General features: G+C 64.5%; 24 protein-coding genes. 14 read left to right on the top strand and 10 right to left on the bottom strand.

The genetic code is table 11. The annotated features are described in order from the left end of the window. From B0G73_RS16460 to B0G73_RS16440, 5 genes are all read right to left on the bottom strand, one after another. Nucleotides 1-1,326, bottom strand: coding sequence for an FAD-binding oxidoreductase (locus tag B0G73_RS16460; RefSeq protein WP_106282377.1), 1,326 nt, complete (start codon nucleotides 1,324-1,326; stop codon nucleotides 1-3). A gap of 2 nt (nucleotides 1,327-1,328) precedes the next feature. Next, on the bottom strand, nucleotides 1,329-2,063 hold the full coding sequence (locus tag B0G73_RS16455) for a cupin domain-containing protein (protein ID WP_106282548.1): 735 nt from the start codon (nucleotides 2,061-2,063) through the stop codon (nucleotides 1,329-1,331). A gap of 223 nt (nucleotides 2,064-2,286) precedes the next feature. Beyond that, on the bottom strand, nucleotides 2,287-3,603 hold the full coding sequence (locus B0G73_RS16450) for an aspartate aminotransferase family protein (protein ID WP_181196569.1): 1,317 nt from the start codon (nucleotides 3,601-3,603) through the stop codon (nucleotides 2,287-2,289). Nucleotides 3,604-3,729: 126 nt separating this feature from the next. After that, nucleotides 3,730-4,728 carry a phosphotransferase gene (locus B0G73_RS16445; protein WP_219907277.1) on the bottom strand — a complete coding sequence of 333 codons (999 nt, stop codon included), beginning with the start codon at nucleotides 4,726-4,728 and terminating at the stop codon, nucleotides 3,730-3,732. Between the two features lie 240 nt (nucleotides 4,729-4,968). Continuing rightward, on the bottom strand, nucleotides 4,969-5,637 hold the full coding sequence (locus B0G73_RS16440; protein WP_106282374.1) for a haloacid dehalogenase type II: 669 nt from the start codon (nucleotides 5,635-5,637) through the stop codon (nucleotides 4,969-4,971). 339 nt (nucleotides 5,638-5,976) lie between these two features. On the opposite strand from B0G73_RS16440, the gene B0G73_RS16435 reads away from it, so the two are divergent. Together B0G73_RS16435 and B0G73_RS16430 are read left to right on the top strand one after the other, a co-directional pair. Then, nucleotides 5,977-6,468, top strand: a complete 492-nt coding sequence (locus B0G73_RS16435) for an Lrp/AsnC family transcriptional regulator (RefSeq protein WP_106282373.1) — start codon at nucleotides 5,977-5,979, stop codon at nucleotides 6,466-6,468. 238 nt (nucleotides 6,469-6,706) lie between these two features. After that, nucleotides 6,707-7,558, top strand: a complete 852-nt coding sequence (locus tag B0G73_RS16430) for an alpha/beta hydrolase family protein (protein ID WP_106282372.1) — start codon at nucleotides 6,707-6,709, stop codon at nucleotides 7,556-7,558. Between the two features lie 54 nt (nucleotides 7,559-7,612). Here B0G73_RS16430 and B0G73_RS16425 read toward each other — a convergent pair whose 3' ends face one another. Further along, nucleotides 7,613-8,905 carry an aspartate carbamoyltransferase gene (locus B0G73_RS16425; protein WP_106282371.1) on the bottom strand — a complete coding sequence of 431 codons (1,293 nt, stop codon included), beginning with the start codon at nucleotides 8,903-8,905 and terminating at the stop codon, nucleotides 7,613-7,615. 385 nt (nucleotides 8,906-9,290) lie between these two features. On the opposite strand from B0G73_RS16425, the gene dapA reads away from it, so the two are divergent. The 4 genes from dapA to B0G73_RS16405 all read left to right on the top strand — a co-directional run bounded on the left by dapA (nucleotide 9,291) and on the right by B0G73_RS16405 (nucleotide 12,491). Beyond that, entirely contained in the window at nucleotides 9,291-10,214 is a 924-nt protein-coding gene (gene dapA, locus B0G73_RS16420; protein ID WP_106282370.1) for a 4-hydroxy-tetrahydrodipicolinate synthase, read from the top strand. 322 nt (nucleotides 10,215-10,536) lie between these two features. Then, nucleotides 10,537-11,523: a M23 family metallopeptidase gene (locus tag B0G73_RS16415; protein ID WP_106282547.1), complete on the top strand. Its 987-nt coding sequence runs from the start codon at nucleotides 10,537-10,539 to the stop codon at nucleotides 11,521-11,523. A gap of 79 nt (nucleotides 11,524-11,602) precedes the next feature. After that, complete coding sequence (locus tag B0G73_RS16410) at nucleotides 11,603-11,914, top strand: hypothetical protein (RefSeq protein ID WP_308706144.1); 312 nt, start codon at nucleotides 11,603-11,605, stop codon at nucleotides 11,912-11,914. A gap of 136 nt (nucleotides 11,915-12,050) precedes the next feature. After that, on the top strand, nucleotides 12,051-12,491 hold the full coding sequence (locus B0G73_RS16405; RefSeq protein ID WP_106282368.1) for a polymer-forming cytoskeletal protein: 441 nt from the start codon (nucleotides 12,051-12,053) through the stop codon (nucleotides 12,489-12,491). Between the two features lie 25 nt (nucleotides 12,492-12,516). On the opposite strand, the gene B0G73_RS16400 is transcribed toward B0G73_RS16405, so the two are convergent. From B0G73_RS16400 to B0G73_RS16390, 3 genes are all read right to left on the bottom strand, one after another. Continuing rightward, nucleotides 12,517-13,323: a hypothetical protein gene (locus tag B0G73_RS16400; protein WP_106282367.1), complete on the bottom strand. Its 807-nt coding sequence runs from the start codon at nucleotides 13,321-13,323 to the stop codon at nucleotides 12,517-12,519. A gap of 92 nt (nucleotides 13,324-13,415) precedes the next feature. Then, nucleotides 13,416-15,485 carry a bifunctional diguanylate cyclase/phosphodiesterase gene (locus B0G73_RS16395; RefSeq protein WP_106282366.1) on the bottom strand — a complete coding sequence of 690 codons (2,070 nt, stop codon included), beginning with the start codon at nucleotides 15,483-15,485 and terminating at the stop codon, nucleotides 13,416-13,418. A gap of 80 nt (nucleotides 15,486-15,565) precedes the next feature. Then, on the bottom strand, nucleotides 15,566-16,000 hold the full coding sequence (locus B0G73_RS16390; RefSeq protein ID WP_106282365.1) for a rhodanese-like domain-containing protein: 435 nt from the start codon (nucleotides 15,998-16,000) through the stop codon (nucleotides 15,566-15,568). Nucleotides 16,001-16,133: 133 nt separating this feature from the next. Between B0G73_RS16390 and ftrA the strand changes: the two genes are divergently transcribed. The 8 genes from ftrA (at nucleotide 16,134) to B0G73_RS16350 (ending at nucleotide 25,612) form a co-directional block, all read left to right on the top strand. After that, on the top strand, nucleotides 16,134-17,099 hold the full coding sequence (gene ftrA / locus B0G73_RS16385; RefSeq protein ID WP_106282364.1) for a transcriptional regulator FtrA: 966 nt from the start codon (nucleotides 16,134-16,136) through the stop codon (nucleotides 17,097-17,099). Nucleotides 17,100-17,261: 162 nt separating this feature from the next. After that, the gene (locus B0G73_RS16380) at nucleotides 17,262-18,476 is read left to right on the top strand and encodes a DUF2252 domain-containing protein (protein WP_106282363.1); all 1,215 of its coding nucleotides are present in this window, start codon (nucleotides 17,262-17,264) and stop codon (nucleotides 18,474-18,476) included. Nucleotides 18,477-18,739: 263 nt separating this feature from the next. Continuing rightward, nucleotides 18,740-20,152 carry a GH1 family beta-glucosidase gene (locus tag B0G73_RS16375; RefSeq protein WP_106282362.1) on the top strand — a complete coding sequence of 471 codons (1,413 nt, stop codon included), beginning with the start codon at nucleotides 18,740-18,742 and terminating at the stop codon, nucleotides 20,150-20,152. Nucleotides 20,153-20,237: 85 nt separating this feature from the next. Then, nucleotides 20,238-21,476, top strand: a complete 1,239-nt coding sequence (locus tag B0G73_RS16370) for an ABC transporter substrate-binding protein (protein ID WP_106282361.1) — start codon at nucleotides 20,238-20,240, stop codon at nucleotides 21,474-21,476. A gap of 9 nt (nucleotides 21,477-21,485) precedes the next feature. Next, nucleotides 21,486-22,433: a carbohydrate ABC transporter permease gene (locus tag B0G73_RS16365; RefSeq protein ID WP_106282546.1), complete on the top strand. Its 948-nt coding sequence runs from the start codon at nucleotides 21,486-21,488 to the stop codon at nucleotides 22,431-22,433. Next, a complete protein-coding gene (locus tag B0G73_RS16360) occupies nucleotides 22,433-23,350 on the top strand; it encodes a carbohydrate ABC transporter permease (RefSeq protein ID WP_106282360.1) in 918 nt (305 codons plus the stop codon). Before B0G73_RS16365 ends, B0G73_RS16360 begins: the two co-directional genes overlap by 1 nt. A 4-nt stretch (nucleotides 23,351-23,354) precedes the next feature. Further along, the gene (locus B0G73_RS16355; protein ID WP_181196562.1) at nucleotides 23,355-24,518 is read left to right on the top strand and encodes an ABC transporter ATP-binding protein; all 1,164 of its coding nucleotides are present in this window, start codon (nucleotides 23,355-23,357) and stop codon (nucleotides 24,516-24,518) included. A 50-nt stretch (nucleotides 24,519-24,568) separates the two neighbouring features. Beyond that, nucleotides 24,569-25,612 (top strand): substrate-binding domain-containing protein, encoded by a 1,044-nt coding sequence (locus B0G73_RS16350; protein WP_106282359.1) that lies wholly within the window; start codon nucleotides 24,569-24,571, stop codon nucleotides 25,610-25,612. Nucleotides 25,613-25,675: 63 nt separating this feature from the next. Here the strand turns inward: B0G73_RS16350 and B0G73_RS16345 are convergent, their stop codons facing one another. Next, nucleotides 25,676-26,533, bottom strand: a complete 858-nt coding sequence (locus B0G73_RS16345; RefSeq protein WP_106282358.1) for a PA4780 family RIO1-like protein kinase — start codon at nucleotides 26,531-26,533, stop codon at nucleotides 25,676-25,678. Nucleotides 26,534-26,998: the final 465 nt, after the last annotated feature.

The following is a 26,998-nucleotide window of genomic DNA, read 5'->3' as shown; positions in this document are numbered from 1 at the left end:
CTAAAAGTCAGCGACCTTGCCCCATGCCGAGTGGGCAAACCGGGCGGGCCGATACGGGATAGGGTCGACGATCGGCGTCGCACCGGTGGCCAAATCCGCGATCAGATGTCCAGCGCCGGGCCCGATCCCGAACCCGTGACCGGAAAAGCCCGCAGCCAGGATCAATCCGGGTACGCCCGGCACTTCGCCGATACCCGGCACGCCGTCGGGTGTGCTGTCGACGAAGCCTGCCCACGCGTGTGTGATTTTCGCTTTGCCAAGTTCGGGCAACAGTTCGATGGCGCGGCGGTGCGTTTCCTTCACGGTAGGCAGATCGGGTTTCGGATCCAGGATGCGTACCCGCTCCATGGGTGTGGGCGCGTCGAGCCGCCACCGCTTGAGCGTCTCATGACCGCCGCGCACGCCTTCCAGTCCGCCCGGAAGAAGGTTGCGCCAACGCTTGGCGAACATGGGCACGAATTGCGGGGCGAATCGCAGAAACTGCGGCGTCACGTCCACGCGCGCCCGTCCGCTGATCGCGAGTGCGTAGCGCCCGTCGTTTCGGCGGGTGATCGATACGCCGGAGGTGAACAACGCATCCGGCAAGGGATGCTCGACAGGCGAGACGCTAAGGATAGATTGGCGGATCGATGCCTGGGGAAAGCGGATGCCGAGCTGGCGGCAGAATGCGGACGCCCACGCGCCGCCGGCAAGCACGACTGTCCGGGTCTTGATGACTCCGGCTTCCGTGACGACGCCGCAGACTCGGCCGCCCTCCAACTCGATTCCGCGTGCCGCGCAGTGTTGCGTAACGCTGCCGCCTAGCTTCATGAGTGCGGTTGCCACGGCGGGCGCGGCTTTCGCGGGGTCCGCCGTGCCGTCACTGGGCGAGAAGACGCCGCCTTTCCAGGCTCGCCCGGTCGCCTTCCCACGCTCGGCGGCTTGCTTGCTGTCGAGCAAGTAGGTCGTCACGCCCGCCGTCTTCGCAAAGTCGCCCCAACTCGCCCAACGGGCCAGCTCCGCGTCGTCATTGCTCAGATACAACAGCCCGCAGCGATGAAACCCCGTGTCCTCACCGGATTCGACGGCAAATCGTTCCCACAGGTCAAGGCTCTTGGTTGCGATCGGCAATTCACGCTCGTCGCGGTTTTGCTGTCGGCACCAGCCCCAATTGCGGCTCGACTGCTCGGCGCCAATCCTTCCCTTTTCGACCAAGGCGACTGAAACGCCGCGCTGGGCCATGTAATAGGCAGCAAAGACACCGATGATGCCGCCTCCGATCACGACCACGTCGGCGACGGCAGGCAGCGTGGGCGAAGTTTGAATGTGAGTCAGCGGAGGGGACATGATCAATTTCGTTCGACTTGAGCCTGGACAGTTTGCGTAACGTAGAACTTCGCCACGCGTTCGCTGCTTTCCCATCCGATCGACACACCCTGCGGCACGAAGAGCGCGTCGCCGGCGCCGAGCGACAGCACGCTGCCGTCAGGCGCGGCGAATCGCACGCCGCCGGCGAGGAGATGCATGAACTCATTGACGCGATGCGGGCGAACGATCCGATGGTAAGGCGTCGAATCCCACGTACCCGCTTTGTACTGCGCGTCGTCGTCGGTGAACACATTGTCGCTGCGACATTCGGGAGCCGGGCCCAGTAGTGCCTCTGCTGGAAGCGTTGCGGATGGCTTGAAGTCGGCTTGCGCGCGCAACGGGACGAGGCCTGTCTTCGTCGGCTTCTCGCTAGCCGCGGCGCAGAACACGAAAAGCGCGCGCGATTGCGCCCTGAAGCGAAGCGCGGTACCCCTGCCGATCACCGCACCCTCTTGCGGGCCCAGCACCTGCGGCGCCATGCCGGCCGCTTCGAGCGTGAGCGAACCCTCCATGACGACGATGGTTTCGATGTGGGGAAAACTCGCCACGTCGAGCTCGCCGATGAAGCTGACACGACCCGCGGCCATCGAGTCGGGTCCTTCCCACGCGATCTCGCGATGGCGTACGAATGGATCGTTCTGGCCGAGACCTCCCCTCCGGAAGGCGGTCGAATCAGGCGCACCTTCGGCGCGGTGCAATACGAATGCTGTGGTCACTTCTGCTCCTATGAATTGCGCGGATGATGATTCGTGCATGCAATGATGCGGCGCGAGCATCTCCGGATGATTAACCCTCCAACAAGCGGACGTTAAGTGCCGGTTAATGCAGAAACGCTTGTCGGGGGCCTGGTGGACTGCCGGCACGTCTGCGCGGCCAACGTGCTCGCATCAGGCCGTTTGCCGATGAACCGGACACGTTCGCGTGGCCGGTCATCGGCGATCACAGTGCGGCAAGCACCGTACCCAACTCCGTCAACAGGCGGTCGGCATCGTTAGCGCCAAAGACCAGCGGCGGGCGGATCTTCAGCACACTCGCGTCCGGCCCGGTCGCGGAAATCAGCACGCGCCGCTGGCGCAAGCCGTTGACGATCTTGAGCGCCGTCGCGATGTCGGTGTCCTTCTTCGCGCGATCGCGCACGATCTCGACGCCGAAATACAGGCCCGTGCCGCGCACGTCGCCGATGCATTCGTATTTCCTTGCCAGTGCGTTCAAGCCCTCAAGCAGGATCGTGCCGACCCGCTGCGCGTTGTCGAGCACGTGCTCGTCGCGCAGCACGTCGAGCGTGGCCTGCGCGGCCGCGATCGCAACCGAATTGCCGCCGAAGGTATTGAAGTAGCGCATGTCCTGCCCGAAGCCTGCGACCACTTCGGGGCGCACGACCAGGCCCGCCACCGGATAGCCGTTGCCCATTGGTTTGCCGAGCGTAACGATGTCGGGCACGACGCCATGGCGCTCATGCCCCCACATATGCGTACCGCTGCGCCCGAAGCCGGACTGCACCTCGTCCGCGATGAACAGCCCGCCGGCGCGGCGCACCACCTCGGCTACCGGCGCGAGGACATCGGTCGGGTGGGCGAACACGCCATCCGACGAGAAGAATGAATCGGCGATGAACGCCGCCAGACCGCCACCGTGACGGCGAATGTCCTCGATCTGCAACTCGACCTGTCCGGCCATGCGCTGACCGATCTCCGACGGCGTCATCCGGTACGAGTCGGGAGCCGGCACCGTGCGCACGTAGGGACCCAGCAAGGCCCTGCGGCCCAGCGACGGCGAAAAGCTCGAAGTGAGATGCGAGTTGCCGTGATAGGCCTCGCTGGTCACGATCACGCCGGTCTTGCCGGTGTACTGCATCGCGATGCGCGTGGCCAGGTCGTTGGCCTCGGAGCCGGTGCAGGTGAACATCATCTGGCCCGCGCGGATCGACGTGTTGAAGGTCGAGAGCAGGTCCTCGGCGTAGTCGAGGATCGGCTCCTGCATGTAGCGGGTATGCGTGCAGAGCGTCGAGAGCTGGCGGGTGACGGCATCGACGATGCGCGGATTGGCGTGCCCGACGCAGACGACATTGTTGTAGGCATCGAGATAGTCGTTGCCGTGGTCGTCGTACAGATAGACCTTATCGCCGCGCACGATTTTGACGGGCTCGGCGTAGAACAATCGATACGACGGACTGAGCAGCCGTAAGCGGCGCGTGATGTGCCGTTGCGTGCCGGCGTCGAGGTGGTCGAGCGACGACGGATTGAAGCCGTTCGGCATGTCGCCGCGCAGTGCGTCGTGGGGTTTGCCGCTACCGGCGGCCTCGGTTTGGGCGGCCGGCTGCGACGTGCTGGTAGTGTTCATAGGGAGGTCAGAATCGGAGAGGTGAGCGGTGCGATGGAAGAACTAGAGCAAGGCGTTGGAAACAGTCTCAGGGTCGCGCTGCATGAACCAGCGCAAATGCTCCCATCCCGGCCGGGTGAAACGCAGGATGTAGGCTTCGTTTTCCGGGAACAGCATGGCGCGCCATGAAGTCAGCAACGCTCGCGCCGCGACGCGCGCCATGGCCAGGTGCGGGATCAGGAGCAGTTCGTCGCGGCTGAGTTCGGCACGCGCGAGATAGCCGCGCAGCAGGTCGCGCGCGTTGGCGAACAGGTCGTGCGGGCCGTCGGCATCGAAGTCGAGCGGAAACTGGTTCATTACCGCCGTGGCGACGTCGATCGCTACCGCGGTGTGCACGGTGTCGCCGAAGTCGATGATTCCGCTGACGAAGCTCCGGCCGCCCGGGTTGGCGACGATGTTCGAGCGGTTGAAGTCGTTGTGTACGACCTGCGCGGGACAGTGCCGCAGGGCCGGCTCGATCGCGGCGAAGCGTGCGAACGCCTCCCTGATGAAGGCGCGATGCGAAGGATCGGCGATATGTGTTTGCAGCCCCGTCAGACTCGCCAGATGCTTGACGTCCCAAGCGAGTACGCGGTGCTGGTGCGGATGGCGGAAACCGGCCATGGCCGCTTGCAGTCGCGCCAGCATCTCACCGATCTCGTAGTGATCGACCGCGCTCCCGCGCAGCGCGTCCAGCGGCATGCCTTCGAGGTAGCTGTAGAGCCTCGCCGTACGATACGGCTGCGGGGGCGACGCCACGGGTACGACGAATTGCCCGTCGATACCCGGCAGCACGCGCGGCACCGGCAAGTCGGGCGCGACGGCGGCAACATGGCGCATCGCGGCGACCTGCAAGTCAAGTTCTTCGGGCGTCTCGCCGGGGTTCGAGATTTTCAGCACGTATCGCGCGCCGTCGCTTGCGTCGATGCGGAACGTGTCGTCTTTCTCGGTCGCAAACCGTGTAGCCGCGCCGTCGATGCCGTACACGCGGCGCGTGATCGCGAGCGCATCGAATGTATTCAAGCGTGGGAAGCTGACCGATAGGCCGCTCCCCAACAGGGTATCGAGCGCAACGGCGGACGTTGCGCATAAGCTTGCGGAAATGCTGGGCGTGAACATGGGCAATGCGGCGCGAGAAGGGTGGACTGCAGTGGAGCAGGACGTTTCCGACGCGCTGTCGACCTGGGGACAGACGTCGGATCGGTCGCGCGATGCGAATCCCCGGCCGCCGTCGAACACGGCGGTCAAGGAGGCGCAAATCGCTTACAGGCCAAGCTGCTCGGCCAATTCGACGATGCTCCTGACCGCCGTATAACCGTATTCCGGCGCTTCCGGTTCATGGCCGCGCAGCACGTGCGCCTTGTGCACGATGCCGAGATCGTGCGCGGTCATCAGGTCGTAGCGCGGACTCGACGAGACGTGCAGGATTTCGTGAGGCTGCACGTCGAGCTTCTTGAACATGTATTCGAAGCCTTGCATACGCGGCTTGTAGGCCTGGGCATCTTCGGCCGTGATGACGGCGTGAAACGGAGCCCCGAGCTTTTCGATGTTGCTCGCGATCTGCGCGTTGTCCGCGTTGGTCAGGCCTACCAGCCTGTATTTCTTCGCGAGGCGCGAGAGACCTTCCGGCACGTCTGGATGCGGGCCCCACGTCGGCACTGCCAGGTAGAACTTTTCGGCCTCGCTTTCGGCGAACGGCACGCCCGTGCGTTCGCAGGTGCGGCGCACGGCGTTCAGGACGACCTGGCGGTAGGGTTTCCAGGCGCCGAGCACTTCGTCGCGGCGATAGGCGGCGAACAGCTTGACGAAGTTTTCCAGCGCGTCGCCGTGGAGGCGGTTCCCGTAGATTTCGCGCGCCGTGTCGGCCATGCGAAAGTTGACCAGGGTGCCGTAGCAGTCGAACGTGATGAATTTCGGCTCGAAGTCGATCATGTCTTCAGTCTCGATGAGTGACGAATCCCAAGGGACTCTTGAATGAAGGGCTTGCCGCACACCAGTTCAGGCAAGCACCGATGGAAATGTCGGTAGATGAAATTTAAACGGGAATGACTTCGCTACTAAACCGAATTAAGGACGGAAAAAAACAGGTTTTTACCCGTTGTTGATGGGATTCACGGCAGTTCCTGCGGCGAGGTGTGACGCGATGGAAAATCAGGAACAAATAGCAGGATCGTCTTATCGTCGGGCGGGCGTGCCGGGCTACTATTGAGTTCGTGGAGTACGCCGAGGCGCTCGTATGGAGGCGCCTGACGGAAAGGAGGCAGGGCGGGGATGAAAACGGATTGCACACTCGACCGGCTGGACTTGCGCATTCTCGCCGAGTTGCAAATGCGCGGCCGCATGACCAACGTGGAACTGTCCGACGCTGTTGGACTGTCGCCCAGCCCATGCCTCACGCGCGTCAAACGGCTCGAGACGGCCGGCTTCATCGCGGGTTACGGCGCGCTGTTGAAGATCGAGAAGCTCGGCGATGTTCAGATCGTGTTCGCCAAGATCACACTCGCGGATCATCGCCGCGAAGACTTCGTGCGTTTTATCGACGCCATTCGCGACATCGACGAGATCCTGGAGTGCCATCACGCGACGGGCGGCTACGACTATCTGCTCAAGTTCGTGACGCGCGACATCGCGCACTACCACAGCGTGATCGAGGGGCTGCTCGAGCGCGACATCGGGATCCAGACGTACTTCAGCTACGTGATCGTCGAATCGCCCATCGTCAGGAAGCGCGGTCGTCTCGAGGCCCTCTTTACCGCGAAGTGAGGCTGTCGTCGCCCATCATGCGGTCACGCCCTCGATTTTGAAGATCGTATCGAACTGGGCGGCTAGCAGCAGCGGATCGCGATCGCACGATCGCTCGCTCGCGAAGCCAAGCTGACGAGATCGTATGTTTCGCTGAAATTTGGTTGTAAGTCGCCATTGCTAGAGTCGTCGACAGAATTTTGCCGCCGTATGCCGGACAGTTTTCTTCGGACTTCTGGAAAGGGAAAAGCGACAAACCATGAATCAAGCTCGTACGTTCTGGCTCATTCTGACGCTGCTCTTTACGGCGCCTGCGTGGGCGTTTCAGTCGCGGGTCATCGTCATTCCGAGCGCGGCCATGCATAAGTCGCTCGAAGCGACGGTCGTGCTGCCCGATCAATATGCGCGCGGCAAGGCGGCCGACCGCTTTCCGGTCGTCTATCTGCTGCACGGCTCGGGCGGCGACTACACCGACTGGACCACGAATTCGCAGATCGGCAAGCTGGCCGACCGCTATCACGTGATCCTCGTGATGCCCGACGGTGGCCACGAAAGCTGGTATATCGACAGCCCGGTCGATCCTCACAGCCGTTACGAAACCTATGTGGGCACCGAGGTGGTGGGTTACGTCGACGCGCATTTCCGCACGATCGCGACACGTCAGGCGCGCGCCATTACCGGCTTGAGCATGGGCGGCTTCGGCGCCTTGCATATCGCGCTGAACCGGCCGGACGAATTCGGCGCCGCGGGCAGCATCAGCGGCGCGGTGGATCCGCGTGGCTGCGAGGATGAGCCCGGCATCGACCAGGTATTTGGCGATCCGATGCGGCATGCCGACTTCTGGAACAACGAGGCGATCGTCGAGAACGCGCGCAGTTTCGGCAACGCGCATATCGCGCTCACCATCGACTGCGGAGTCAACGATTCGCTGGTGCAGTCGAACCGCACGCTGCATCAGCGGCTGGTCGAACTCGGCGTGCCGCACGACTACGCGGAGCGGCCCGGCGGCCACACCTGGAAGTACTGGGCCAATGCGGTGCAGTATCAGGTGCTGTTTTTCGCCGGGGCATTCAAGCGCAACGGGGCCATGGCGGCAAGCGCCGCGGCTTGATGAGACTGTGCCTGGTGTGCGGCGGACCGGTTAAAAAAGCCGCCCACTGATCCATCAATCGATGCCGTGAAACACCGCATCGTCCGGGCCGAGATAGGCGGGCGGGCGCCATGCCGCATCGCGCATGGAATGCTGGACCAGTTTCTCGACGCCCAGCAGTACCGCGAAAATCGCCATCCGCACCGGAATGCCGTTGTCGGTTTGCCGGAAAATCGCCAGCCGTGAATCGTGATTCAGGTCGACGCTCAGATCGTTCGCGCCCGGCCGGCTGTCGCGCGGCAGCGGGTGCATGATCAGCGTATCGGCGCCGCATACGCTGTCCACCAGCGCCTGGTTGATCTGGAAATCCGGCGTGTAGCCTTCGAACGATTCGTCGGTGAAGCGCTCTTTCTGAATGCGCGTGGCGTACACCACGTCGGCGCCGCGCAGCCCGGTGGTCAGATCGGTGGTCTGCTCGATCACGTGATCGTTACGCGAGATCTGCTCGATGATATAGCTCGGCATTTCGAGCATGGGCGGCGAGATCAGCGTGAACTTGATGCCGCGGTACAGCGCCAGCAGCTTGACCAGCGAGTGCACGGTGCGCCCGTATTTGAGGTCGCCGACCAGCGCGATATGCGCACCGTCGACGATCTTGCCCAGGCGCGAGAACTCGCGCTGGATCGTGTAGAGGTCGAGCAGCGCCTGGCTCGGGTGCTCGCCCGGACCGTCGCCGCCGTTGATGACCGGCACGTTGGTGGCGCGCGCGAATTCGGCCACCGAGCCTTGCTCGGGATGGCGGATCACCAGCGCGTCCACGTAGCCGCTCATCACGCGGCTGGTGTCGTAGATCGACTCGCCCTTGGCCATCGACGAAAACGTGAAGCCGGTGGTGTCGCAAACGGAGCCGCCCAGCCGGCAGAATGCCGCGCCGAAGCTCACGCGGGTGCGCGTGCTCGCCTCGAAGAACAGATTGCCGAGCACCGCGCCTTCCAGCACGCGGGAGATTTTGCGGCGCCGGGCGATCGGCTGCATGATGTCGGCCACGCGAAACAGCGCTTCCACCGAGTCGCGCGAGAACTGATCCACCGAGAGCAACTGCGGCTTGCCCTCGAACAGCATCTGGCTGGCGAGCGATTGCGCGTCTACGCTTTGCGTATATTTTTCGCCCGGCTCACCGTGCACCACGATTTCCGACACGAAGCGCTCGACGATCTCCGGCATGGCCCGCGATTCCTGCGAGTCGTCCGGCAGCAGCCACGTGTCGAGCGCCCGGCGTGACACGCCGATGCGGCTCGCGAAAGTGTCGCGCGTCATGTTCAGGCGACGCATGGCATCGCGTAGGAAGGCTTGTTGCGGGACGCTCATGGGGCACCTGTCGGAAGAGGAAATGGCGGGCTGATGTACGCGGTGCGTATATTAGTTTTCCTGCTGCAGATGTCAAGCAATTTCGAGATGTACTTTGCCAAGCCACGCCGCCCGCGGTTACACTGCGTCTCATGCATTCCGGCCCCACGCTCAGACTCCGCCCGTCGACCTCCGCACGTCTCGCTCTCGCGAGCGCGGTTGCCGCACGCGCGTTGGGTTCGAACGCCGGCGCCAAAGCCAAAAAACAGCCGCTCATCTGACCGGAGCTTGCTGTTCCGTCAGATGTGCGACGGAACAGCCGGTCAACGCCCGCCTGGGCACTTTCCTGTCTTTCCTCCCTCGCACCGCCTGACGGAATCAATACGGTCGTCATCGAGGTAAAGACATGTCTATTTTTTCGGGTATCTGGGTTCCGCTCATCACGCCGTTCGCCGACGGCGCCGTCGATCACGCCGCGTTGCGCGCGCTGGTGCGGCGCTATGCCGGCGCGGGGATCGCCGGACTGGTGGCGCTCGGCACGACCGGCGAACCCGCCGCGCTCGACGCCGCCGAACAGGACGCCGTGCTGGCGACGATTCTCGACGAAGCGCAGGCCGCCGCCCATCTGGCGCGGGATCGGCGTGCGCTGCCCGTGGTGGCCGGCGTGTCCGGCAATCACACGGCGCGCATGCACGAGCGCATCGAGCAACTGAACGCGCTGCCGGTGGCCGGCGTGCTGATGGCCGCGCCGTACTACATCCGGCCTTCGCAGGAGGGCATCGTCGCGCACTTCATGGCGCTGGCCGATGCCAGCGAGAAGCCGGTCGTCCTGTACGACATTCCATCTCGAACGGGAGTGCGGCTCGAACTCGACACGCTGCTCACGCTCGCGACGCATCGGCGGATTCAGGCGGTGAAGGATTGCGCCGGTTCGCCGGACACCACGCTTGCGCTGATCCGCGACGCTCGCTTGCAGGTGCTTGCCGGCGAGGACATCAATATTTTCAGTACCTTGTGCCTGGGCGGCAGCGGAGCGATCGCGGCGTCCGCGCATCTGCGGCCCGAGCGCTTCGTCGAGATGTATCGCGTGCTCGCGGCGGGGCGGCTCGCCGAAGGCCGGCGCATTTTTCACGCGCTCGTGCCGTTGATCCAGGCGCTGTTCGCCGAACCGAATCCCGCTCCGGTCAAGGCCTTGCTGGCTGCGCAAGGCCTGATACGCGACGAACTGCGCATGCCGATGACGCGCGCCAGCGGTGCGCTGGTCGAGCGGCTCGAAGCCCTGGTTGAACGGGAGTGGAGCGAGTCGCGGGAGACCGGAGTATCGGTTTGACGGGGGCGTTCATGGCGAAACGGGGGGCATGAAGTGCCCGGCATCCGCGCCGCGCGCGGCACATCGTCCTGGCGTCCTGTATTTGAGATGATGCTTCGTGCTGCCAGGGGATAATCGGCGCCCTCTGTCATTATCGCGGCCGGCGCGTAGCCGGTCGATGCCGTATGCAGTTAGCCCCGTTCGCTGATCTTCTGTCCCGTTTGCAATCGCCCGCCACGCGTCGCACGGCCGGCGCGCCTTGTGCGTTGCCGGTTTCGAGCCGGCTTCGTGCCGCCCACAGGTGGGCGCGCGCCGCGGGCCCGGCACGCGCGAGGAGCCGCTGATGGCGTCCGTGTTTCGCGCCGGCAGCCAGCTTTCCAGCGGCTCGGTCGGCTTCGTCACACGCCGTACCGCGCTGACGCTCGCCGTGAGCGCGGCCGGCGGCGCGGCCGTGCTGGCGCTTGCCGCGGGCTTCGCGATCGGCGCGCACTGGTTCGCGCGCAACGGTTCCGGCGATCAGGCGTCGGTCCGCGTCGAGCACGACTATGCAATCGACCAGCTTGGCAAGCTGAACGCGTCGGTGGCGCAGATCGAACCGCGCATCGCGCGACTCACGGCGCAGGTCGGCGACTTGCGCGATTTCGAAGCACGCCTGAACACGCCTCGGCCCGCGCCGCGCGCATCAGCGGTGCCCGCCGCACCGGCTGCGGCGTCCGCGGCGTCCGAAGCCGACAGCTCCGCCACCGACAGCGAAGGCGAGGGCGGCCCGGCCTTGCCGCCGCGCCGCTGTAGCGACCTCACGCCGTCGCTGGGCCGCCATGCGGATGCCGGGCGCACGGGCGAGCATCTGGATTGCCTTGCCGCGACCCTCTCGGCGCTCGAACAGCAGACCGCCGATCACGCTCTCGCCTACGCCGCCTTTCCGGGCCGCATGCCCGCCGACGGCGCGCGCTTCGGGTCGCCGTTCGGCAATCGCACCGATCCGTTTACGCATCGGTTGAGCTTTCATCCGGGGCTCGATCTGGTCGCTAAAACCGGCACGCCGATTCTGGCGGCGGCGGGCGGCCGCGTGGTCTTCGCCGGCGAGAAATCGGGCTATGGCAACGCGGTCGAAATCGATCACGGCAACGGGCTGATGACTCGCTACGGCCATGCGTCGCGGATCGTCGTGCATGTCGGCGATCTGGTGCTGCCGCGGCAATACATCGCCGATGTCGGCTCGACCGGCCGTTCCACCGGCCCGCATCTGCATTTCGAAGTCCTCGTCGACGGCGCGCCGGTCAACCCGGTGGCTTACCTCGCGCTGTTTGCGCCCGCGGCTCATGGTTAAACGGCACTCTCCGCGCGACGCGCGCAGTCTCACCCACCGCGCTTACACGCTTCGGCCCACGCGCTCGGTGGTGTTTCGCATGACGGTGTGGGCCGTGGTGTGCGTCCTGTGCGCATGCGCAGGCGCGGCGGCGCTCACGGCCTGGCACGCGAGGCGCGCCGGCTTGCCGCCTGAGCAATGCACCCCCGCGCCCGTCGACGAAGCAACGAAGCAGACCGAGTTGGCCCGCACGCGGCTGGCGCTGGAGCAAGAGACGGCGGCGCGCGCCGCGGTGCAGAAGGCGGCGGACAGCGCCGCAGCCGAGGTCGCGCGGCTCAGCGCGGAATTGCAGTTTCTGCGAGGCCAGAGCAAGCGGCGTTCTCCCACAACCACCGCCGCGCCGCGCAGCTAACCGCGCGAACCAGGCGAACCAGGCGAACCAGGCGAACCGCGAACTGCAAACCGCAAGGCACGCAAAGCAGCCGCCCCCAGGCTCGTCGCCACGCCCAACATCACGCGACGACCCGTTTCATTTCGAGGAAATTGTTATGTTCAAGAAGAAAACCACCGGCATCCAGCAAACCAAGCTCGCCACCCTGATCGCTCACGACGTGCGAATCACCGGCGACCTGCAGTTCAGCGACGGCCTGCGCATGGACGGCCACGTGACGGGCAACGTCAGCGGCGAGCCGGGCGGCCAGACGCTGCTGGTCCTGAGCGATCGCGGCTCGATCGAAGGCAACGTGCACGGCTACGACGTCGTGGTGAACGGCAGGATCGTCGGCGACGTGATTGCCGATCACTTCGTCGAGTTGCAGAGCAATGCGCATGTGACCGGCAACATCTACTACCAGCAGTTGCGGATGGATTGCGGCGCGGCGGTGGACGGCAAGCTCACCAAACGCGACGCGGCGCAGGCGGCGCAGGGGGCGACGCCGCATCTGGTGTCGGTGGCCGACAGCGCCTTCGACGAACGCAAGGCCGGCTAGGGCGCCGCAGCGCCCACGCGGCGAATCAGATCGATCCCGGCAGCGGCTGGCGCGGCGCCGGCGTGTCGTGGCCGAGCGGGTCGCCGGGCACGGGGCGCCCATTGCGCTCCGCACGCAATTCCCGGTTCGCGGCGAGCCGTTCCATGGCGACTCGTTCGAGCGTGGCGAGCATGTCCCGCTCGACGATCTGCAGTTTGAAAGCCAGCACGATCAAGCCGCTCGCCAGCAGCAGATCGCCCGCGAACACCACGGCGTACAGCGCCGACGTGGTCTGCGGATTGCCGAGCAGCAGTGAAAGATTGGTGCGGTCGAGCAGCACGAGCACGAGCGGCACAATGGTGTTGAGCGTAACGATCGTGCCGCCGATCATCGCGATCAGACGGGCCGGCCCGAGGTGCGGACGGCGCCGGCGGCACACTTCATACAGCGTGGCGGCGCGAACCGGCAGAAAAAATAGTGCGAGCAGAACCGCGCGCAACACGGTCGGCACTTTGAAGATCAACGCGCCGGCATAGAGCGCGCAGAACACGGCCGTGACGGCCAGACCGGCGCGCCACGGTGCTGGCGCGCCGAACAGTTCGCGTGTGCCGGCCCAAATCAGCATGCGGCTTTGCAGCGCGAGCGTCGCGGCGGCGATCAGCAGCACGTCGTGACGCCAGGTGAGATGCAGGGTGAAGCAGGCGGACGACGCGGCGAGCAGATAGAACCCGACGGCCCAGAAGCGGAATGCGCTCACACGCGCGAACATGCGCGACAGCGCGGTCGTGAGCAAGGCGCAGCACAAGAACGTGGTCAACCACAGCGAAGTAAACGTCGCTACATCGAATTTCATGAAGTCTCCAACACCTGGCCTGCGTGTTATTTTTTGCTCGTGAAACGAAGTCCAACGCCGGCCGCGCCGTGCGCTTCAGACGGTCGTCAGGTTCATGCGGCCACCATTCTGTCCCGCAGCAGGTTGCCAAAGTCGTCGGCGTTGAGCGGCTTGCCGAGCAGGAAGCCCTGCATCTCGTCGCACCTCATCGTCTTGAGCATGTGGAGTTGCGATTCGGTTTCCACACCCTCGGCCACCACATCCATTTCCAGCGAGTGCGCAAGCGCGATGATCGCCGACACGATCGCGCTGCCCTCCGGGCCGTGCGCGTCGAGGCCATTGGTGAAGAAGCGGTCGATCTTCAGTTGCTTGACGCGAAAACGCTGCAGGTAGGCAAGGCTCGAATAGCCGGTGCCGAAATCGTCGATCGCGATCTCGAAGCCGCTCGCCTGGAATTCGCGGATCATTTCGATGGTCTTGGGGGCGTCCTGCATGGCCACGGTTTCGGTGATCTCGAACATGATCTGCTCGCAGGCCACGCCTTCGGCGTTGACGATTTCAAGCATGCTCGCCACGAGGTTCGGCTGCAGCAACTGGCGCGGCGACAGGTTGATCGCCACTTTCATCGACGGCAGGCCTTGCGAGACCCATTGGCGAATCTGCCGGCAGGTTTCGCGCACGACCCAGTAGCCGATCTGAACGATTTGCCCTGAACGCTCGGCGATCGGAATGAACTCGAGCGGCGTCAACGTGCCGAGTTGCGGGTGATGCAGGCGGATCAGCGCTTCGGCGCCTGCCAGCGAGTTGCCGCTGCCTTCGAACTTGGGCTGGAAGTGCAGCGAAAAATGACCAGCGGCAAGCGCGTCGTGCAACGCGTTCTGAATCTGCAGCGTGCGCGTGGCGGCCTCGTTCATGCGGCGTTCGAAGAATCGATAGGTGCTGCGGCCCGCGCGTTTGGCCTCGTACATGGCCGCGTCGGCGTGCTTCAACAGCGCTTCGACGGTGTCGCCGTCGTGCGGATAGAGGGCGATGCCGATGCTCGGCATGACCTGCAGCGGCTGCGAGTCGATTGACACGCCGACGCGCATGCGTTCGAGCACACCTTCCGCGAGCGCGCCGGCATGCTCGCGCGAACCGAGGTTTTCGGCCAGCACCACGAATTCGTCGCCGCCCAGCCGCGCGACGGTGTCGGTCTCGCGGACGCACTGCAGCAGGCGCTGCGCGAACGCCGTCAGAACCTGGTCGCCGGCCGAGTGGCCGAGCGAATCGTTGATGGTCTTGAAGCCGTCGAGGTCCATGAAGAGGATCGCGAACAGCGTGCGCTGCCGCCGCGCGCCGAGGATAGCGCGTTCGATGCGCTCGGTCAGCGTGCTGCGGTTGGGCAGTCCTGTCAGGGTGTCGAGCGTGGCGAGCCGCACGATCTGACCGTTGAGCCTGGACACGGCGCCGGTCAGAAGGGCGTTGCGCGCATCGAAGCGCGACAGCATCAACGTAACGATCAGTACGGCGAAGGTGAGCAGGATCACCGAAGTCGCGAGCCAGGTGGCGTTCACGCCTTGGGCAGCGCCGCAGATGGCGCCCGGCAGGAAGTCTGCGGCGGCCATGCCGGCGTAATGCATGCCGCTGATTGCCACGCCCATCACCAGCGCCGCAGCCACACGCTTGCGCACGACGTGGCGCGCGTCGTCGTTGCTGAGCGCGCGGGCCATCCACAGCGCGGCGGTCGACGCGCCGATCGCGATCGCGAGCGAACCGGCGAACCACCCCGGCCGATAGCGGATGCCAGGCGCCATCTGCAAGGCCGCCATGCCGGTGTAGTGCATGCCGGCGATCCCTAAGCCCATCAGCACGCCGCCCGCCAGCAGGCGGCCCACCGTGAGCCGCTCGCGGGTCGTGACGCACAGGGCGAGATAGGAGGCGCCGATCGCGAGCCCGAGCGACGCGGCGGTCGTCGCCAGGTCGTAGCCGAGCGGAATCGGCAGCGAGAAGGCGAGCATGGCGATGAAGTGCATCGACCAGATGCCGCAGCCGAGCGATGCAGCGCCGCCCAGCCGCCAGACGCGCCGAAGCCGCGCCGACGCCAGCAGGAAAATGCGGCCGGTCAGGTCGAGCGCCGTGTACGACGCCAGCGTCGCAACGGCGAACGAGATGGTGACCAGCCAAAAATTATATGAGCTCTGCATGTTCAGTCCAACCGCGAAGGGGAAGCGGCTGAACTTGTTATCGACAGCACGAGGCTTTTATTTAATCGATTCTCAATATGTCAGCCATTGGCTTTGGCCACCTCGCCGGCGGACGCCGTTTGTGTCAGTGCGAAGCCTTCGTCGAGCCAGCCGGTGATGCCGCCGCTCATGAGCTTGACGGGCCGCCCCAACTGGGCGAGGCGCAGCGCGCCGCGCGCGGCGCCGTTGCAATGCGGCCCCGCGCAGTACGTGACGAAGAGCGTTTGCGGCGGATAGTCGGCGAGCCTGGAGGCCACGATCTTGCCGTGCGGCAGATTGAGCGCGCCCGGCACATGGCCCTGCGCGAACAGCGCGGGGCCGCGCACATCGAGCAGCACAAAGCCGGGCGCGCCGCTCGCGAGCGCGCCGTGGACATCGGCGCAATCCGTTTCGAATTGCAGCGTGGCCTGGAAGTGAGCTTGCGCGGCGGCGCTGTCGGCGGCGGGAGTTTGGATAACGGCGTTCAGGGTCGGCATGGTGACGTGAGTTTCCGATAGGAGTAGTAGGTGTGTGGGTCGCCTGGCGATCGCGGTTCAGACGCCTTCATTGTGGCGCCGCGCGCCATGCCGGATAAGTGGCGGAATCGTCAATATCCGGTAACATCACGCCATGCACAATCATCTCGTCGTCGCGCTCGCTTACGACCGGCTCTGCACCTTCGAATTCGGCTGCGTGACCGAACTGTTCGCGCTCGAGCGTCCTGAACTCGGCGTGGACTGGTATCGCTTCGCGGTCTGCGCAAGCGAGCCGGGGCCGATCCGGGCGGCGGGCGGCATCACGCTTGCGGCGCCTTATACGCTCAAGCTGCTGGAGCGCGCCGACACCATCGTCATTCCCGGATGGCGCGATGCCGACGAAGTGCCGCCCGAACCGCTCCTGAAGAAAATCCGCGCCGCCTACGCGCGCGGCGCGCGCCTCTGTTCGATCTGCTCCGGCGTGTTCGTCCTCGCGGCTGCGGGCGTGCTCGACGGTAAGACCGTCACGACTCACTGGCGCTATGCCGACAAATTGCAGCAGCGCTATCCACACTTGCATGTACAGCCGGACGCGCTGTATGTCGACGAAGGGCAGATCATCACGTCGGCGGGTTCGGCGGCAGGGCTCGACATGCTGCTGCATCTGGTGCGGCGCGATCACGGCAGCGCGGTGGCCAACCGGGTCGCGCAGCGGCTCGTGGTGCCGCCGCATCGCGAGGGCGGCCAGGCGCAGTTCGTGCCGCGCCCCATGCCGCAGGACGACAGCGGCCGTCTGTCCAGATTGATGGACTGGGTGCGCACTCATCCAGCCTTGCCGCATACGTTGCGCTCGCTCGCCGAGCGGGCGGCAATGAGCCCGCGCACACTGCAGCGGCAGTTTCACGATGCCACCGGCATGGCGCCTTATGAATGGCTCGTGCGCGAACGCGTGGCCATCGCGCGCGATCTGCTCGAAGCGCAGGCGCCGCTGCCGATGGCGCGCATTGCGGAACTGGCGGGCTTCGGTTCCGAGGAATCGTTGCGGCGGCACTTCCGGCGCATTGCGTTGACGAGTCCGGGCGCGTACCGCAAGAAGTTCGGTGCGCGGGAAACGGCTTAGCGTTCAGACGCGCGCGACGCGCAAGCGCTGTCGAAGGTGAATGCCAAAACCGGGTGTTTGCGCAACGCGGTGTGGTCTACTGTCGAACAGTCGTTGCCACGCCGCACGGTCTACGCCGTCGGCCGTCGCAATGCACGACATGCTCGCATTCAAAGGAAATTCATGCTCGATATTGCCAGGACGATCGCCAGCTTTAACGCCGGTCGTGATCCCGAACGGCTCGCGATGAAATACAAAGCCATGCGCACGTCGCCGTTCGTGTTTTTGCGCGGCACGTGTCACCTGTTTTACGAACGCCTGCCCCAAACCAAGGTGTTCGACGACGCGCCGCCGGTGTGGATCTGCGGTGACATGCATCTGGAAAATTTCGGCAGCTACAAGGCCGACAACCGGCTGATCTACTTCGACAACAACGACTTCGACGAGGCCTGCCTCGCGCCGAACCTCTACGAACTGGTGCGCCTGTTGACGAGCGTGCTGGTCGGCGCGAGCGATCTCAAGCTGAGCCGCGCGCAGGCGCTCGCGCTGTGCCAGGTCGCGCTGGAAAAATATGGCGCAGCGCTTGCGAATGGCAAATCACGCTGGATCGAAGCGGAAACCGCGACCGGCATGGTGCGCGATCTGTTCGTCGCGCTTGCCAGCCGCACGCGGGTGGCGCATCTCGACCGGCGCACGGTGCTCAAGGGCAAGACCCGCACGCTGAAAGTGGACGGCAAGAAAGCGCTGGCGGTCAGCGACACGCAGCGTGCCGCCGTCACGCAGTTCATGCAGAAGTTCGCCGCGGGCGAGCCCAATCCCGACTTCTTCCGCATTCTCGACGTGGCGCGGCGGATTGCCGGCACGGGGAGCCTCGGCGTGGATCGTTACGTGATTCTCGTCGAAGGCAAAGGCTCGCCGGATGGCAACTATCTGATCGATCTGAAAGAGGCGCTGCCGTCTTCCGTGGCGCCGCAGGTCAGCACGCCGCAGCCGGCGTGGCAGACGGAAGCGCAACGCGTCGTCGAAATCCAGCGGCGCAATCAGGCGGTCTCGCAGGCGTTCCTCCATGCGGTCGAATTCAATCAGCGCTCGTATGTGCTGCGCAGTTTGCAGCCTTCCGAAGATCGCGTGGCCTTGAGCGACTGGGACGGCAAGCTGCCGCGTCTCGAAGAGGTGGTTGGCAGCATGGCCGAGTTGAGCGCGTGGGCGCATCTGCGTAGCGGCGGGCGGCAGAAGTCGTCGATCGCCGACGATCTGATCGCGTTCGGCAATCGCCGGGACTGGCAGTTGCCGTTGGTGGAAAGCGCGACGCAGTGTGAGGCGCGGGTGGTGGCGGACTGGAAAACCTACTGCGAAGCGTATGACAGCGGCGCGTTCAACCTGGCCGCAAAGCCGTGAAATTGCACCGCGCTGGTGGCGAGTGAGATTGCGCCCGCTAGGCTTGCAACAGATTGCCGCTGCCGCCGATAAAGGCTCTTGCAATGCCCGGCGCATCGCCGCGCCGGGCGTGCCAGCCATCGCTCCAGACAAACCCTGATTGCTGCGTCGAATCCGCCGCTGCTATCGTTCGCGGGTGTTGTGGAAGCGCTTCCACCCCAGGTCCCGGGGATGGGCGTTCCGGCTTCCACCGTACCCGGTTCAACGACCTCAGCGAGGAATCCGTGGCAAATGACACATCCGCTGTATCCGACGTTCTCCCTCCCCATTCGTCATCGCTCGCCGATCCGTTCACGCCGCCCGCGGACTCGTCGCTGTGGCGCAAGAACTTCCTGCTGGGCGCGGCCACCGCGTCGTATCAGATCGAAGGCGCGGTGAACGAAGACGGCCGCCTGCCGTCCATCTGGGACACGTTCTCGGCGAAGCCCGGCAAAGTGCTGGCCGGCGACACCGGCGCGGTGGCCTGCGATCACTATCATCGCTGGGAAGCCGACATCGACCTGCTGGCCGGCCTCGGCCTTGAAGCCTACCGGCTCTCGATCGCCTGGCCGCGCGTGATGGACGCGGCCGGCGCGCCGAACCGCAAAGGTATCGACTTCTACCAACGCCTGTTGGCGCGGCTGAAAGAGAAGGGCATCACGACCTTCGTCACGCTGTATCACTGGGACTTGCCGCAGCATCTGGAAGATCGCGGCGGCTGGCTCAATCGCGATACGGCCTACCGTTTCGCCGATTACGCCGACCTGATGAGCCGCGAACTGACCGGCAGCGTCGATGCGTGGATGACGCTCAACGAGCCGTGGTGCTCGGCGTATCTCGGCTACGGCAACGGCCACCACGCGCCGGGACTCGCCGACGCGCGCTACGCCACGCAGGCCATGCATCATCTGCTGCTGGCGCACGGTCTCGCGGTGCCGGTGTTGCGTGCCAACGATCCGGCGGCGCAAGTCGGCATCGTCGCCAACGTCGGACGCGGCACGCCCAACAGCGAGAGCGCCGCCGACCAGCGCGCGGCGCATCTGTTCGAAGTCCAGCACAATGCGTGGATTCTCGATCCGCTGCTCAAGGGCAGCTACCCGCAGGACTTGTTCGAGTTGTGGCCGGGCACCGAGCCGCTGGTGCTCGCCGGCGACATGCAAACCATCGCCGCGCCGCTGGACTTCCTCGGCATCAACTATTATTTCCGCACCAATGTCGCGAGCGACGGCGCGCACGGCTTCAAGGATGTGCCGCTCGAAGGCGTGGAGCGCACGCAGATGGGTTGGGAGGTGTATCCGGACGGCCTGCGCGATCTGTTGACGGGATTCAAGGCCACTTACGCGAACCTGCCGCCGGTCTACATCACGGAAAACGGCATGGCCTCGGACGACAAGGTGATCGACGCTCAGGTGGAGGACAGCCAGCGTATCTCGTTCCTCAAACGCCATCTCGCCGCGGTCGATCAGGCGATCAAGGCCGGCGTGGAGATTCGCGGCTATTTTCTCTGGTCGCTGATGGACAACTTCGAGTGGGCCTTTGGCTACGAGCGTCGCTTTGGAATCGTGCATGTCGATTACGCTACCCAGAAACGCACGATCAAACGCAGCGCGGAGCTGGTGTCGAAATTCCTGAAGGAGCGCAAGGCACGGACTCAATAGCAGGTGAAAGCTGGTTTGTATGTCGACTTGAAACACGGGTGCCAAGGTTTGGCGCAAGTCGGTTGCATGATCGAGAGGAGACGGAATGAACAGCAAAAAACTGGTCTTGCGAGGCGTGGTTGCGGCACTGGCGTTGTATGGCGTCGTCGCGCAGGCGGAGCCCTTGAAGGCCAACGTGATTCACTGGTGGACCTCGGGCGGCGAGTCGGCCGCGATCCGCCAGTTCGCCGATGCGTATAACAAGGCCGGCGGCCAGTGGGTCGACAACGCGGTGGCCGGCGCCGATCAGGCGCGCTCCACGGCGATCAACCGGATCGTCGGCGGCGATCCACCCACGGCTGCGCAGTTCAATACGTCCAAGCAGTTTCACGACCTGATCGATCAGGGCCTGCTGAACAATGTCGACGACGTCGCCGCGAAAGAGAACTGGAACGGCGTGTTCCCGCAATCGATTCTCGACAGCATCAAGGTGAAGGGGCATTACTATGCCGCGCCAGTCGATATCCATATGCCGGCCTGGTTCTTCTACTCGAAGCCGGTGTTCCAGAAAGCGGGCATTGCGGGCGAGCCGAAAAGCTATGACGAGTTCATCGCCGATCTCGGCAAGCTGAAAACCGCGGGCGTGATTCCGCTCGCGCTCGGCGGCCAGCCCTGGCAGGAGAAAATCACCTTCGACGCGGTGCTGGCGGACGTGGGCGGCGCCGATCTCTACATGAAGGTGTACCGCGATCGCGACATGAACGCCGTGAAGTCGGACGCGTTCAAGAAAGTGCTGGCGTCGTTCAAACGTCTGCACGATTTCGTCGACCCGGGTTCGCCCGGCCGCAACTGGAACGATGCCACGGCGCTCGTGATTTCCGGCAAGGCGGGCGTGCAGATCATGGGCGACTGGGCCAAGGGCGAATTCTCGGCGGCCAATCAGAGCGCGGGCAAGGACTTCGGCTGCTTCCCGGGTTTCGGTCCGCACTCGCCGTATCTGGTCGCGGGGGACGTGTTCGTGTTCCCGAAAACGGACAATCCCACCACGATCAAGGCGCAGAATCTGCTTGCCACGGTGATGACCTCGCCGTCGGCGCAAGTTGCATTCAGCGCGAAGAAAGGCTCGATTCCGATTCGTCCCGACGTGGACGCCGGCAGCCTCGACATCTGCGCGAAGGAGGGCATTGCGATCATGAAGGACAAGTCGCGTCAGTTGCCGAATCCGGAAATGCTGCTCTCGCCTGACACGCAGGGCGCGTTGATCGACGTCATCACCAACTTCTGGAACAAGAACCAGTCGGTCGACGACGCGCAGAAAGCGTTCGCCAGCGCGTTGAAGAGCTAGGTGCGCGGCATGCACGCGCTCAAGCTGCCGGCCGGCGGGTCGTCGTCCAAGGCTCGCCAGGCGCGGCTCAAAAAGCCGCTCAAGAAGCGTTTTCCGTTCGCGGCATGGCTGGCGCTGCTGCCGATGGTCCTGACCGTCGTGTTCGCCTATCTGGGCACGATGGTCTGGACCGCGCGCGTGTCGCTCAGCAATTCGCGCACGTTTCCTTCCGGCGATTTCGCGGGCTTCACGCAATACGCGCGTCTCTTCAATAACGACCGCTGGCTGCTGTCGTTGCAGAACATCGTGATCTACGGCGCGTGTTTCATCGTGGCGTGCATGGTGATCGGTTTGCTGCTGGCGATCTTCATCGATCAGCGCGTGGTCGCCGAAGGCGCGTTGCGTACGGTGTTTCTGTATCCGTATGCGATGTCGTTCGTGGCGACGGGGCTCGTCTGGCAGTGGATCCTGAACCCTGAACTGGGCGCGCAAGCCGTGCTGCACAAGCTCGGTTTCGCGCACGCGCGCTTCGACTGGATCGTCGATCAGGACTGGGTGATCTACACCATCGTGATTGCGACGGTGTGGCAGGCCTCGGGTCTGGTGATGGCGCTATTGCTCGCGGGCCTGCGCGGCATCGACGACGAGTTGTGGAAAGCCGCGCGCATCGACGGCATTCCGCGCTGGCGCGTCTACGTGAGCATCGTCGTGCCGATGCTGGGCCCATCCATCTCCACTGCTTTCGTGCTGCTGTTCGTGATGGTCGTGAAGCTCTACGACGCCGTGGTCGCGATGACGCAAGGTGGCCCCGGCACGGCGAGCGAAGTGCCGGCGAAGTTCATCATGGACTATCTGTTCGGCCGCGCCAATATCGGGCTTGCGTCGGCGGCGTCGATCGTGTTGCTGGCCACCGTGCTGGCGATTCTCGCGCCGTTCTTCTATGCCCGCAGCCGCGCCGCCCTGCGCAAGGAGGTGTGATGAACACGCTCAGTCCGCCGTTGAAAAGCGGCACGCCTCGCCGCGCGCAGCAACGCCGCCGCCGCTCGACGTTCACCCCGGCGCGCCTCGGCGTCTACGCGTTCCTGCTCACGGCGGCGCTGTTCTTCCTGCTGCCGCTCTATGTGATGCTCGTCACCTCGGTCAAGCCGATGAGCGAGATCCGCCTCGGCAATCTGCTGGCATTTCCCGCGCATTTCTCGCTCAGCGCGTGGAGCGCGGCGTGGCAGTCCGCTTGCACCGGGCTCGATTGCAACGGCATTCAGGTCGGTTTCTGGAACTCGGTGCGCATTGTCGTGCCGAGCACGATTCTCTCGATCGCGATCGGCGCGGTGAACGGCTACGCGCTGTCGTTCTGGCGGCCGCGCGGCGCCGGCCTGCTGTTCGGCGTGCTGCTGATGGGCGCGTTCATTCCCGTGCAGGTGATGGTGTATCCGCTCGTGCGCGTGCTGGCGAGCGTGCATCTGTTCAGCTCGTTGCCGGGCATCGTGGTGATTCACACCATCTTCGGCATGCCGGTCATGACGCTGCTGTTCCGCAACTACTACGTGTCGATTCCGCAGGAGCTGTTCAAGGCGGCACGCATCGACGGCGGCGGCTTCTGGCGCATCTTCGTGCAACTGATGCTGCCCATGTCCACGCCGATCATCGTGGTGGCGGTCATCATGCAGGTCACGGGCATCTGGAACGACTTCATTCTCGGCCTCGTGTTCGCCGGCACAAAAAATCTGCCGATGACGGTGCAACTGAACAACATCATCAATACGACGACCGGCGAACGCCTCTATAACGTCAATATGGCGGCGACCATTCTGACTTCCATGGTGCCGCTCGCGGTGTACTTCGTTTCGGGCCGCTGGTTCGTGCGCGGCATTGCATCCGGCGCCGTCAAGGGATAGGGCGATGACAAACGTGGCTAATATGGCAAACGCGGCGGACATGGCGGGTGTGGCGAGCAGTCCCGATGCGGCGGATGCCGCCGGCCTCACGAATCCGGCCAACGTCGCCGTGCGCAATCTGACGATTCAACTCGGCGCGAACACGGTGATCGAGAATCTGAATCTCGACGTGCGGGCCGGCGAATTCGTCGTGCTGCTCGGACCGTCCGGCTGCGGCAAATCCACCTTGCTGCACAGCATTGCCGGCTTGATCGACGTGACCGACGGCAGCATCGAGATTGCCGGCGAAGACATGACCTGGGCCGACCCGAAAGACCGGCGCATCGCGCTGGTGTTCCAGTCGTACGCGCTGTATCCGACCATGAGCGTAGAGCGCAACCTGTCGTTTGCGCTGCGCATCAACGGCACGCCGAAGGCGGAGATTGCGCGGCGCGTGGCGCGCGCCTCGGACATGCTGCAACTCGGACCGCTGCTCAAGCGCAAACCGGCGCAACTGTCAGGCGGCCAACGGCAGCGGGTGGCCATTGGCCGGGCGATCGTGCGCGAAGCCGACGTGTTCCTGTTCGACGAGCCGCTCTCGAATCTCGACGCCAAATTGCGCACCGAACTGCGCCGTGAGCTCAAGCAACTGCACCAGCGCCTGGGCGCGACGATGATCTACGTCACGCACGATCAGGTCGAGGCAATGACGCTTGCTACCCGCATGGCGGTGATGCGCGGCGGCGTCATCCAGCAGTTCGCCACGCCCGCCGAAGTTTATGCGCGCCCCGACAACCTGTTCGTCGCGACGTTTCTGGGCACGCCCGCGATGAATCTGCTCAAGGGCACGCTCCAAACACGCGACGGCGCGCTCCACTTTTGCACGGAGCGTTGGCGGCTCGACGTGTCGGCGTACCCGTTCAAGAACGCGCCCGCCAACGGCTTGCCATGCGTGCTCGGCGTGCGGGCCGAAGACGTGCGGCTGGCCGAAGGCGCGAGCGAACACGCAAAAGTTTCGCTCGTGGAGCCGATGGGCAACCATCGCGTCATCTGGCTCGACTATCATGGAGTGCAGGTCGCATCGATCGACCAGACGAAGACGCCGGTGGCGATAGGGGACACCGCGGCGTTTTCGTTCGACAGTACCCATGTCTCTCTGTTCGACGAAGCGGGCGGCGCGCGTTTGTAGCGCCGGCACGCGGCGTCGCTGACAATACAACATGCTTGACGGAGATCCGCGTGGCAACACTCAAAGATGTCGCGGCACTGGCCGGCGTGGGCATGTCGACCGCCTCGCGTGCCATTTCGGGTAAAGGACCCATCTCAGCCGATGCCGCCGCGCGCGTCAAGGCGGCCATCGAACAGTTGAACTTTCGTCCGTCTTCCATCGGCCGGGCCATGGCCACGCAGTCGCTCGGCATGGTCGGCATTTTCGTGCCGACGTTCTTCGGTTCCTACTACGGCACGATCCTCAAGCAGACCGATGAAGAACTGCGCGCGGTGCGCCGTCACGTGGTGGTGGCGACCGGCTGCGGAGAAGTCTCGCCGCGCGAGCAGGCCATCGAGGCGGTGCGCTTTCTGATCGGCCGCGATTGCGACGGTGTGGTGGTGATCAGCCACGATCTGCACGACGAAGACCTGATCATGCTGCACAAGATGCACCCGAAAATGGTGTTTCTGAACCGCGCGTTCGACCAGTTGCCGGAGGCGTCGTTTTGCGCCGACCACCATCGGGGCGGCGAACTGGCGGCGCGCACGCTGCTCGATCACGGGCATCGCGACATCGCGGTGATTTCCGGGCCCTTCACTTCTTCGGACAACCAGATGCGTCTGGAGGGCTTTTTTGCCGAGCTGGCGCGCGAGGGCATTGCACGCGACGGCGTCACGCTGATCGAATCGGACTTCTCACCGGAAGGCGGCTACGCCGCCGCGCAAAAGCTGCTCGGCACGAAGCGCCGTTTCACCGGTCTGTTCTGCGCGAACGATACGATGGCGGTGAGTGCGCTGGCCTGTTTTCACCAGGCGGGGATCTCGGTGCCCGGCGAAGTCTCGGTGATCGGTTACGACGACGATTATTCGGCCGCGTATGCCGCGCCCGGACTCACCTCGGTGCATATCCCGACTGCGGAACTGACGCAGAACGCCGTGCGCTGGCTGGTCAATCAGTGCTACCGGACCACATGGGAGATTTTCCGCGAGTTTCCGGTGAGCGTGACGATGCGGGAGTCGGTGGGACCGGCACAGGGGGCGATGCAGGCGGCGCGGTTGAGCAGCACGTCGTAGCTGCTTCTCGTGAGGCGGCGAGGTGGGAAGCGCTGACCTCGCTGCCCGGCCGCCCGTGAAGGTTCAGGTGCCGCTGCGCAGCGACTGCTCGTAGCGCAGGCGCGCTTCTTCATCGAGCCGCGTATCTTCGAGTTCCTGAAGCACGGCTTCGAGATCGATCGGCGTGGTATCCAGGGCGACGCGGCCGGTCAGCGCGGCGTCGACATGCAATGCGCCCGCTTCGTAGAGTGACCAGATTTCCTTGCCGTAACTGGTCTCCAGTAACGCCGGCGCGAAGCGGCCGAAATACGTGGCGAGGTTGTTGACGTCGCGTTCGAGCATGGCGGGCGCTTCGAGATTGCCGGCGGCATCCACGGCCTGCGGCAGGTCGATGATGACCGGACCGTCGGCGGCAAGCAGGATGTTGTACTCGGACAGGTCGCCGTGGATCATGCCGGCGCACAGCATGCGCACCACCTCGTTCACCAGCCGCCCATGCAGTTCGAGCGCGCGTTCTTCCGTCATCTCGACGTCGTTCAGACGCGGCGCGACATTGCCGTCGGCGTCGGTCACCAACTCCATCAGCAATACGCCGTCGGTGCAGATAAAAGGCTGCGGCACGCGCACGCCCGCGTTCGCGAGCTGGAACAGCGCGTCGACTTCGGCGTTCTGCCAGGCCTGTTCCTGCACTTCGCGGCCATAGCGGCTGCCTTTTTCCATCGCGCGTTGCTGGCGGCTGTTCTTGACCTTGCGGCCTTCGCGGTAGGACGCAGCCTGGCGGAAGCTGCGCTGTTTGGCGTCCTTGTAGACTTTCGCGCAACGCGTGGCGTCGCCGCTGCGTACCACGTAGACGGTGGCTTCCTTGCCGCTCATCAACTGGGAGATGACTTCGTCGATCAGGCCTTCTTCGACGAGCGGGAGTAGACGTTTCGGTGTTTTCATGCGACCGCCGAAGAGCGGTGGTCGGCGCGGCGGCGATAAGCGGCCGGCGGCGAGGGCAGGTGATGCGGGATTCGGGTCATGCGGGATTATACGGGGAGACCGCCTCGAGCATAAAAAGCGGCCGTGAAACGACTGCGGACTCGCGCGAGACTGTTGTAATTGCCGACACAGTCATTTGTTGTTTCCCCCCATTCAATTCGCATGCCGATCGCGTAAACTCGCGGGAACAAGACATTACGGGGTGCGAGATGTTGGCCGTGTTCTTCATTGCCTGTCCGATCTGCATTGCCGCGTTGTTCGGTTTCGCGCGGCACGTGGATCCGGCTACGGGACAATTCAGGCGGTAAGTCAGTCAGCCGGGTGTTGTCCGCAGCGCCAATCGGGCGCGTACTGCGTGTTCTCTTTCTTGAGCCGATCTCGCTACAAGTCTTGCCTTTGAGTGCCGAGTCGCGGCACGATGCGCGA

It is taken from the genome of Paraburkholderia sp. BL25I1N1, assembly GCF_003002025.1.
GTDB lineage: Bacteria > Pseudomonadota > Gammaproteobacteria > Burkholderiales > Burkholderiaceae > Paraburkholderia.
Note: the sequence above shows the minus strand (reverse complement) of the source record. Positions and strands in the feature narration are given on the sequence as shown.

Bases quoted from the DNA above. Each gene is read 5' to 3' on its own strand.
- B0G73_RS16460 (WP_106282377.1), bottom strand. From the start codon at position 1,326: ATGTCCCCTCCGCTGACTCACATTCAAACTTCGCCCACGCTGCCTGCC.
- B0G73_RS16450 (WP_181196569.1), bottom strand. From the start codon at position 3,603: ATGCCGAACGGCTTCAATCCGTCGTCGCTCGACCACCTCGACGCCGGC.
- B0G73_RS16440 (WP_106282374.1), bottom strand. From the start codon at position 5,637: ATGATCGACTTCGAGCCGAAATTCATCACGTTCGACTGCTACGGCACC.
- B0G73_RS16435 (WP_106282373.1), top strand. From the start codon at position 5,977: ATGAAAACGGATTGCACACTCGACCGGCTGGACTTGCGCATTCTCGCC.
- B0G73_RS16430 (WP_106282372.1), top strand. From the start codon at position 6,707: ATGAATCAAGCTCGTACGTTCTGGCTCATTCTGACGCTGCTCTTTACG.
- B0G73_RS16425 (WP_106282371.1), bottom strand. From the start codon at position 8,905: ATGAGCGTCCCGCAACAAGCCTTCCTACGCGATGCCATGCGTCGCCTG.
- dapA (WP_106282370.1), top strand. From the start codon at position 9,291: ATGTCTATTTTTTCGGGTATCTGGGTTCCGCTCATCACGCCGTTCGCC.
- B0G73_RS16415 (WP_106282547.1), top strand. From the start codon at position 10,537: ATGGCGTCCGTGTTTCGCGCCGGCAGCCAGCTTTCCAGCGGCTCGGTC.
- B0G73_RS16410 (WP_308706144.1), top strand. From the start codon at position 11,603: ATGACGGTGTGGGCCGTGGTGTGCGTCCTGTGCGCATGCGCAGGCGCG.
- B0G73_RS16405 (WP_106282368.1), top strand. From the start codon at position 12,051: ATGTTCAAGAAGAAAACCACCGGCATCCAGCAAACCAAGCTCGCCACC.
- B0G73_RS16400 (WP_106282367.1), bottom strand. From the start codon at position 13,323: ATGAAATTCGATGTAGCGACGTTTACTTCGCTGTGGTTGACCACGTTC.
- B0G73_RS16395 (WP_106282366.1), bottom strand. From the start codon at position 15,485: ATGCAGAGCTCATATAATTTTTGGCTGGTCACCATCTCGTTCGCCGTT.
- B0G73_RS16390 (WP_106282365.1), bottom strand. From the start codon at position 16,000: ATGCCGACCCTGAACGCCGTTATCCAAACTCCCGCCGCCGACAGCGCC.
- ftrA (WP_106282364.1), top strand. From the start codon at position 16,134: ATGCACAATCATCTCGTCGTCGCGCTCGCTTACGACCGGCTCTGCACC.
- B0G73_RS16380 (WP_106282363.1), top strand. From the start codon at position 17,262: ATGCTCGATATTGCCAGGACGATCGCCAGCTTTAACGCCGGTCGTGAT.
- B0G73_RS16370 (WP_106282361.1), top strand. From the start codon at position 20,238: ATGAACAGCAAAAAACTGGTCTTGCGAGGCGTGGTTGCGGCACTGGCG.
- B0G73_RS16365 (WP_106282546.1), top strand. From the start codon at position 21,486: ATGCACGCGCTCAAGCTGCCGGCCGGCGGGTCGTCGTCCAAGGCTCGC.
- B0G73_RS16360 (WP_106282360.1), top strand. From the start codon at position 22,433: ATGAACACGCTCAGTCCGCCGTTGAAAAGCGGCACGCCTCGCCGCGCG.
- B0G73_RS16355 (WP_181196562.1), top strand. From the start codon at position 23,355: ATGACAAACGTGGCTAATATGGCAAACGCGGCGGACATGGCGGGTGTG.
- B0G73_RS16345 (WP_106282358.1), bottom strand. From the start codon at position 26,533: ATGAAAACACCGAAACGTCTACTCCCGCTCGTCGAAGAAGGCCTGATC.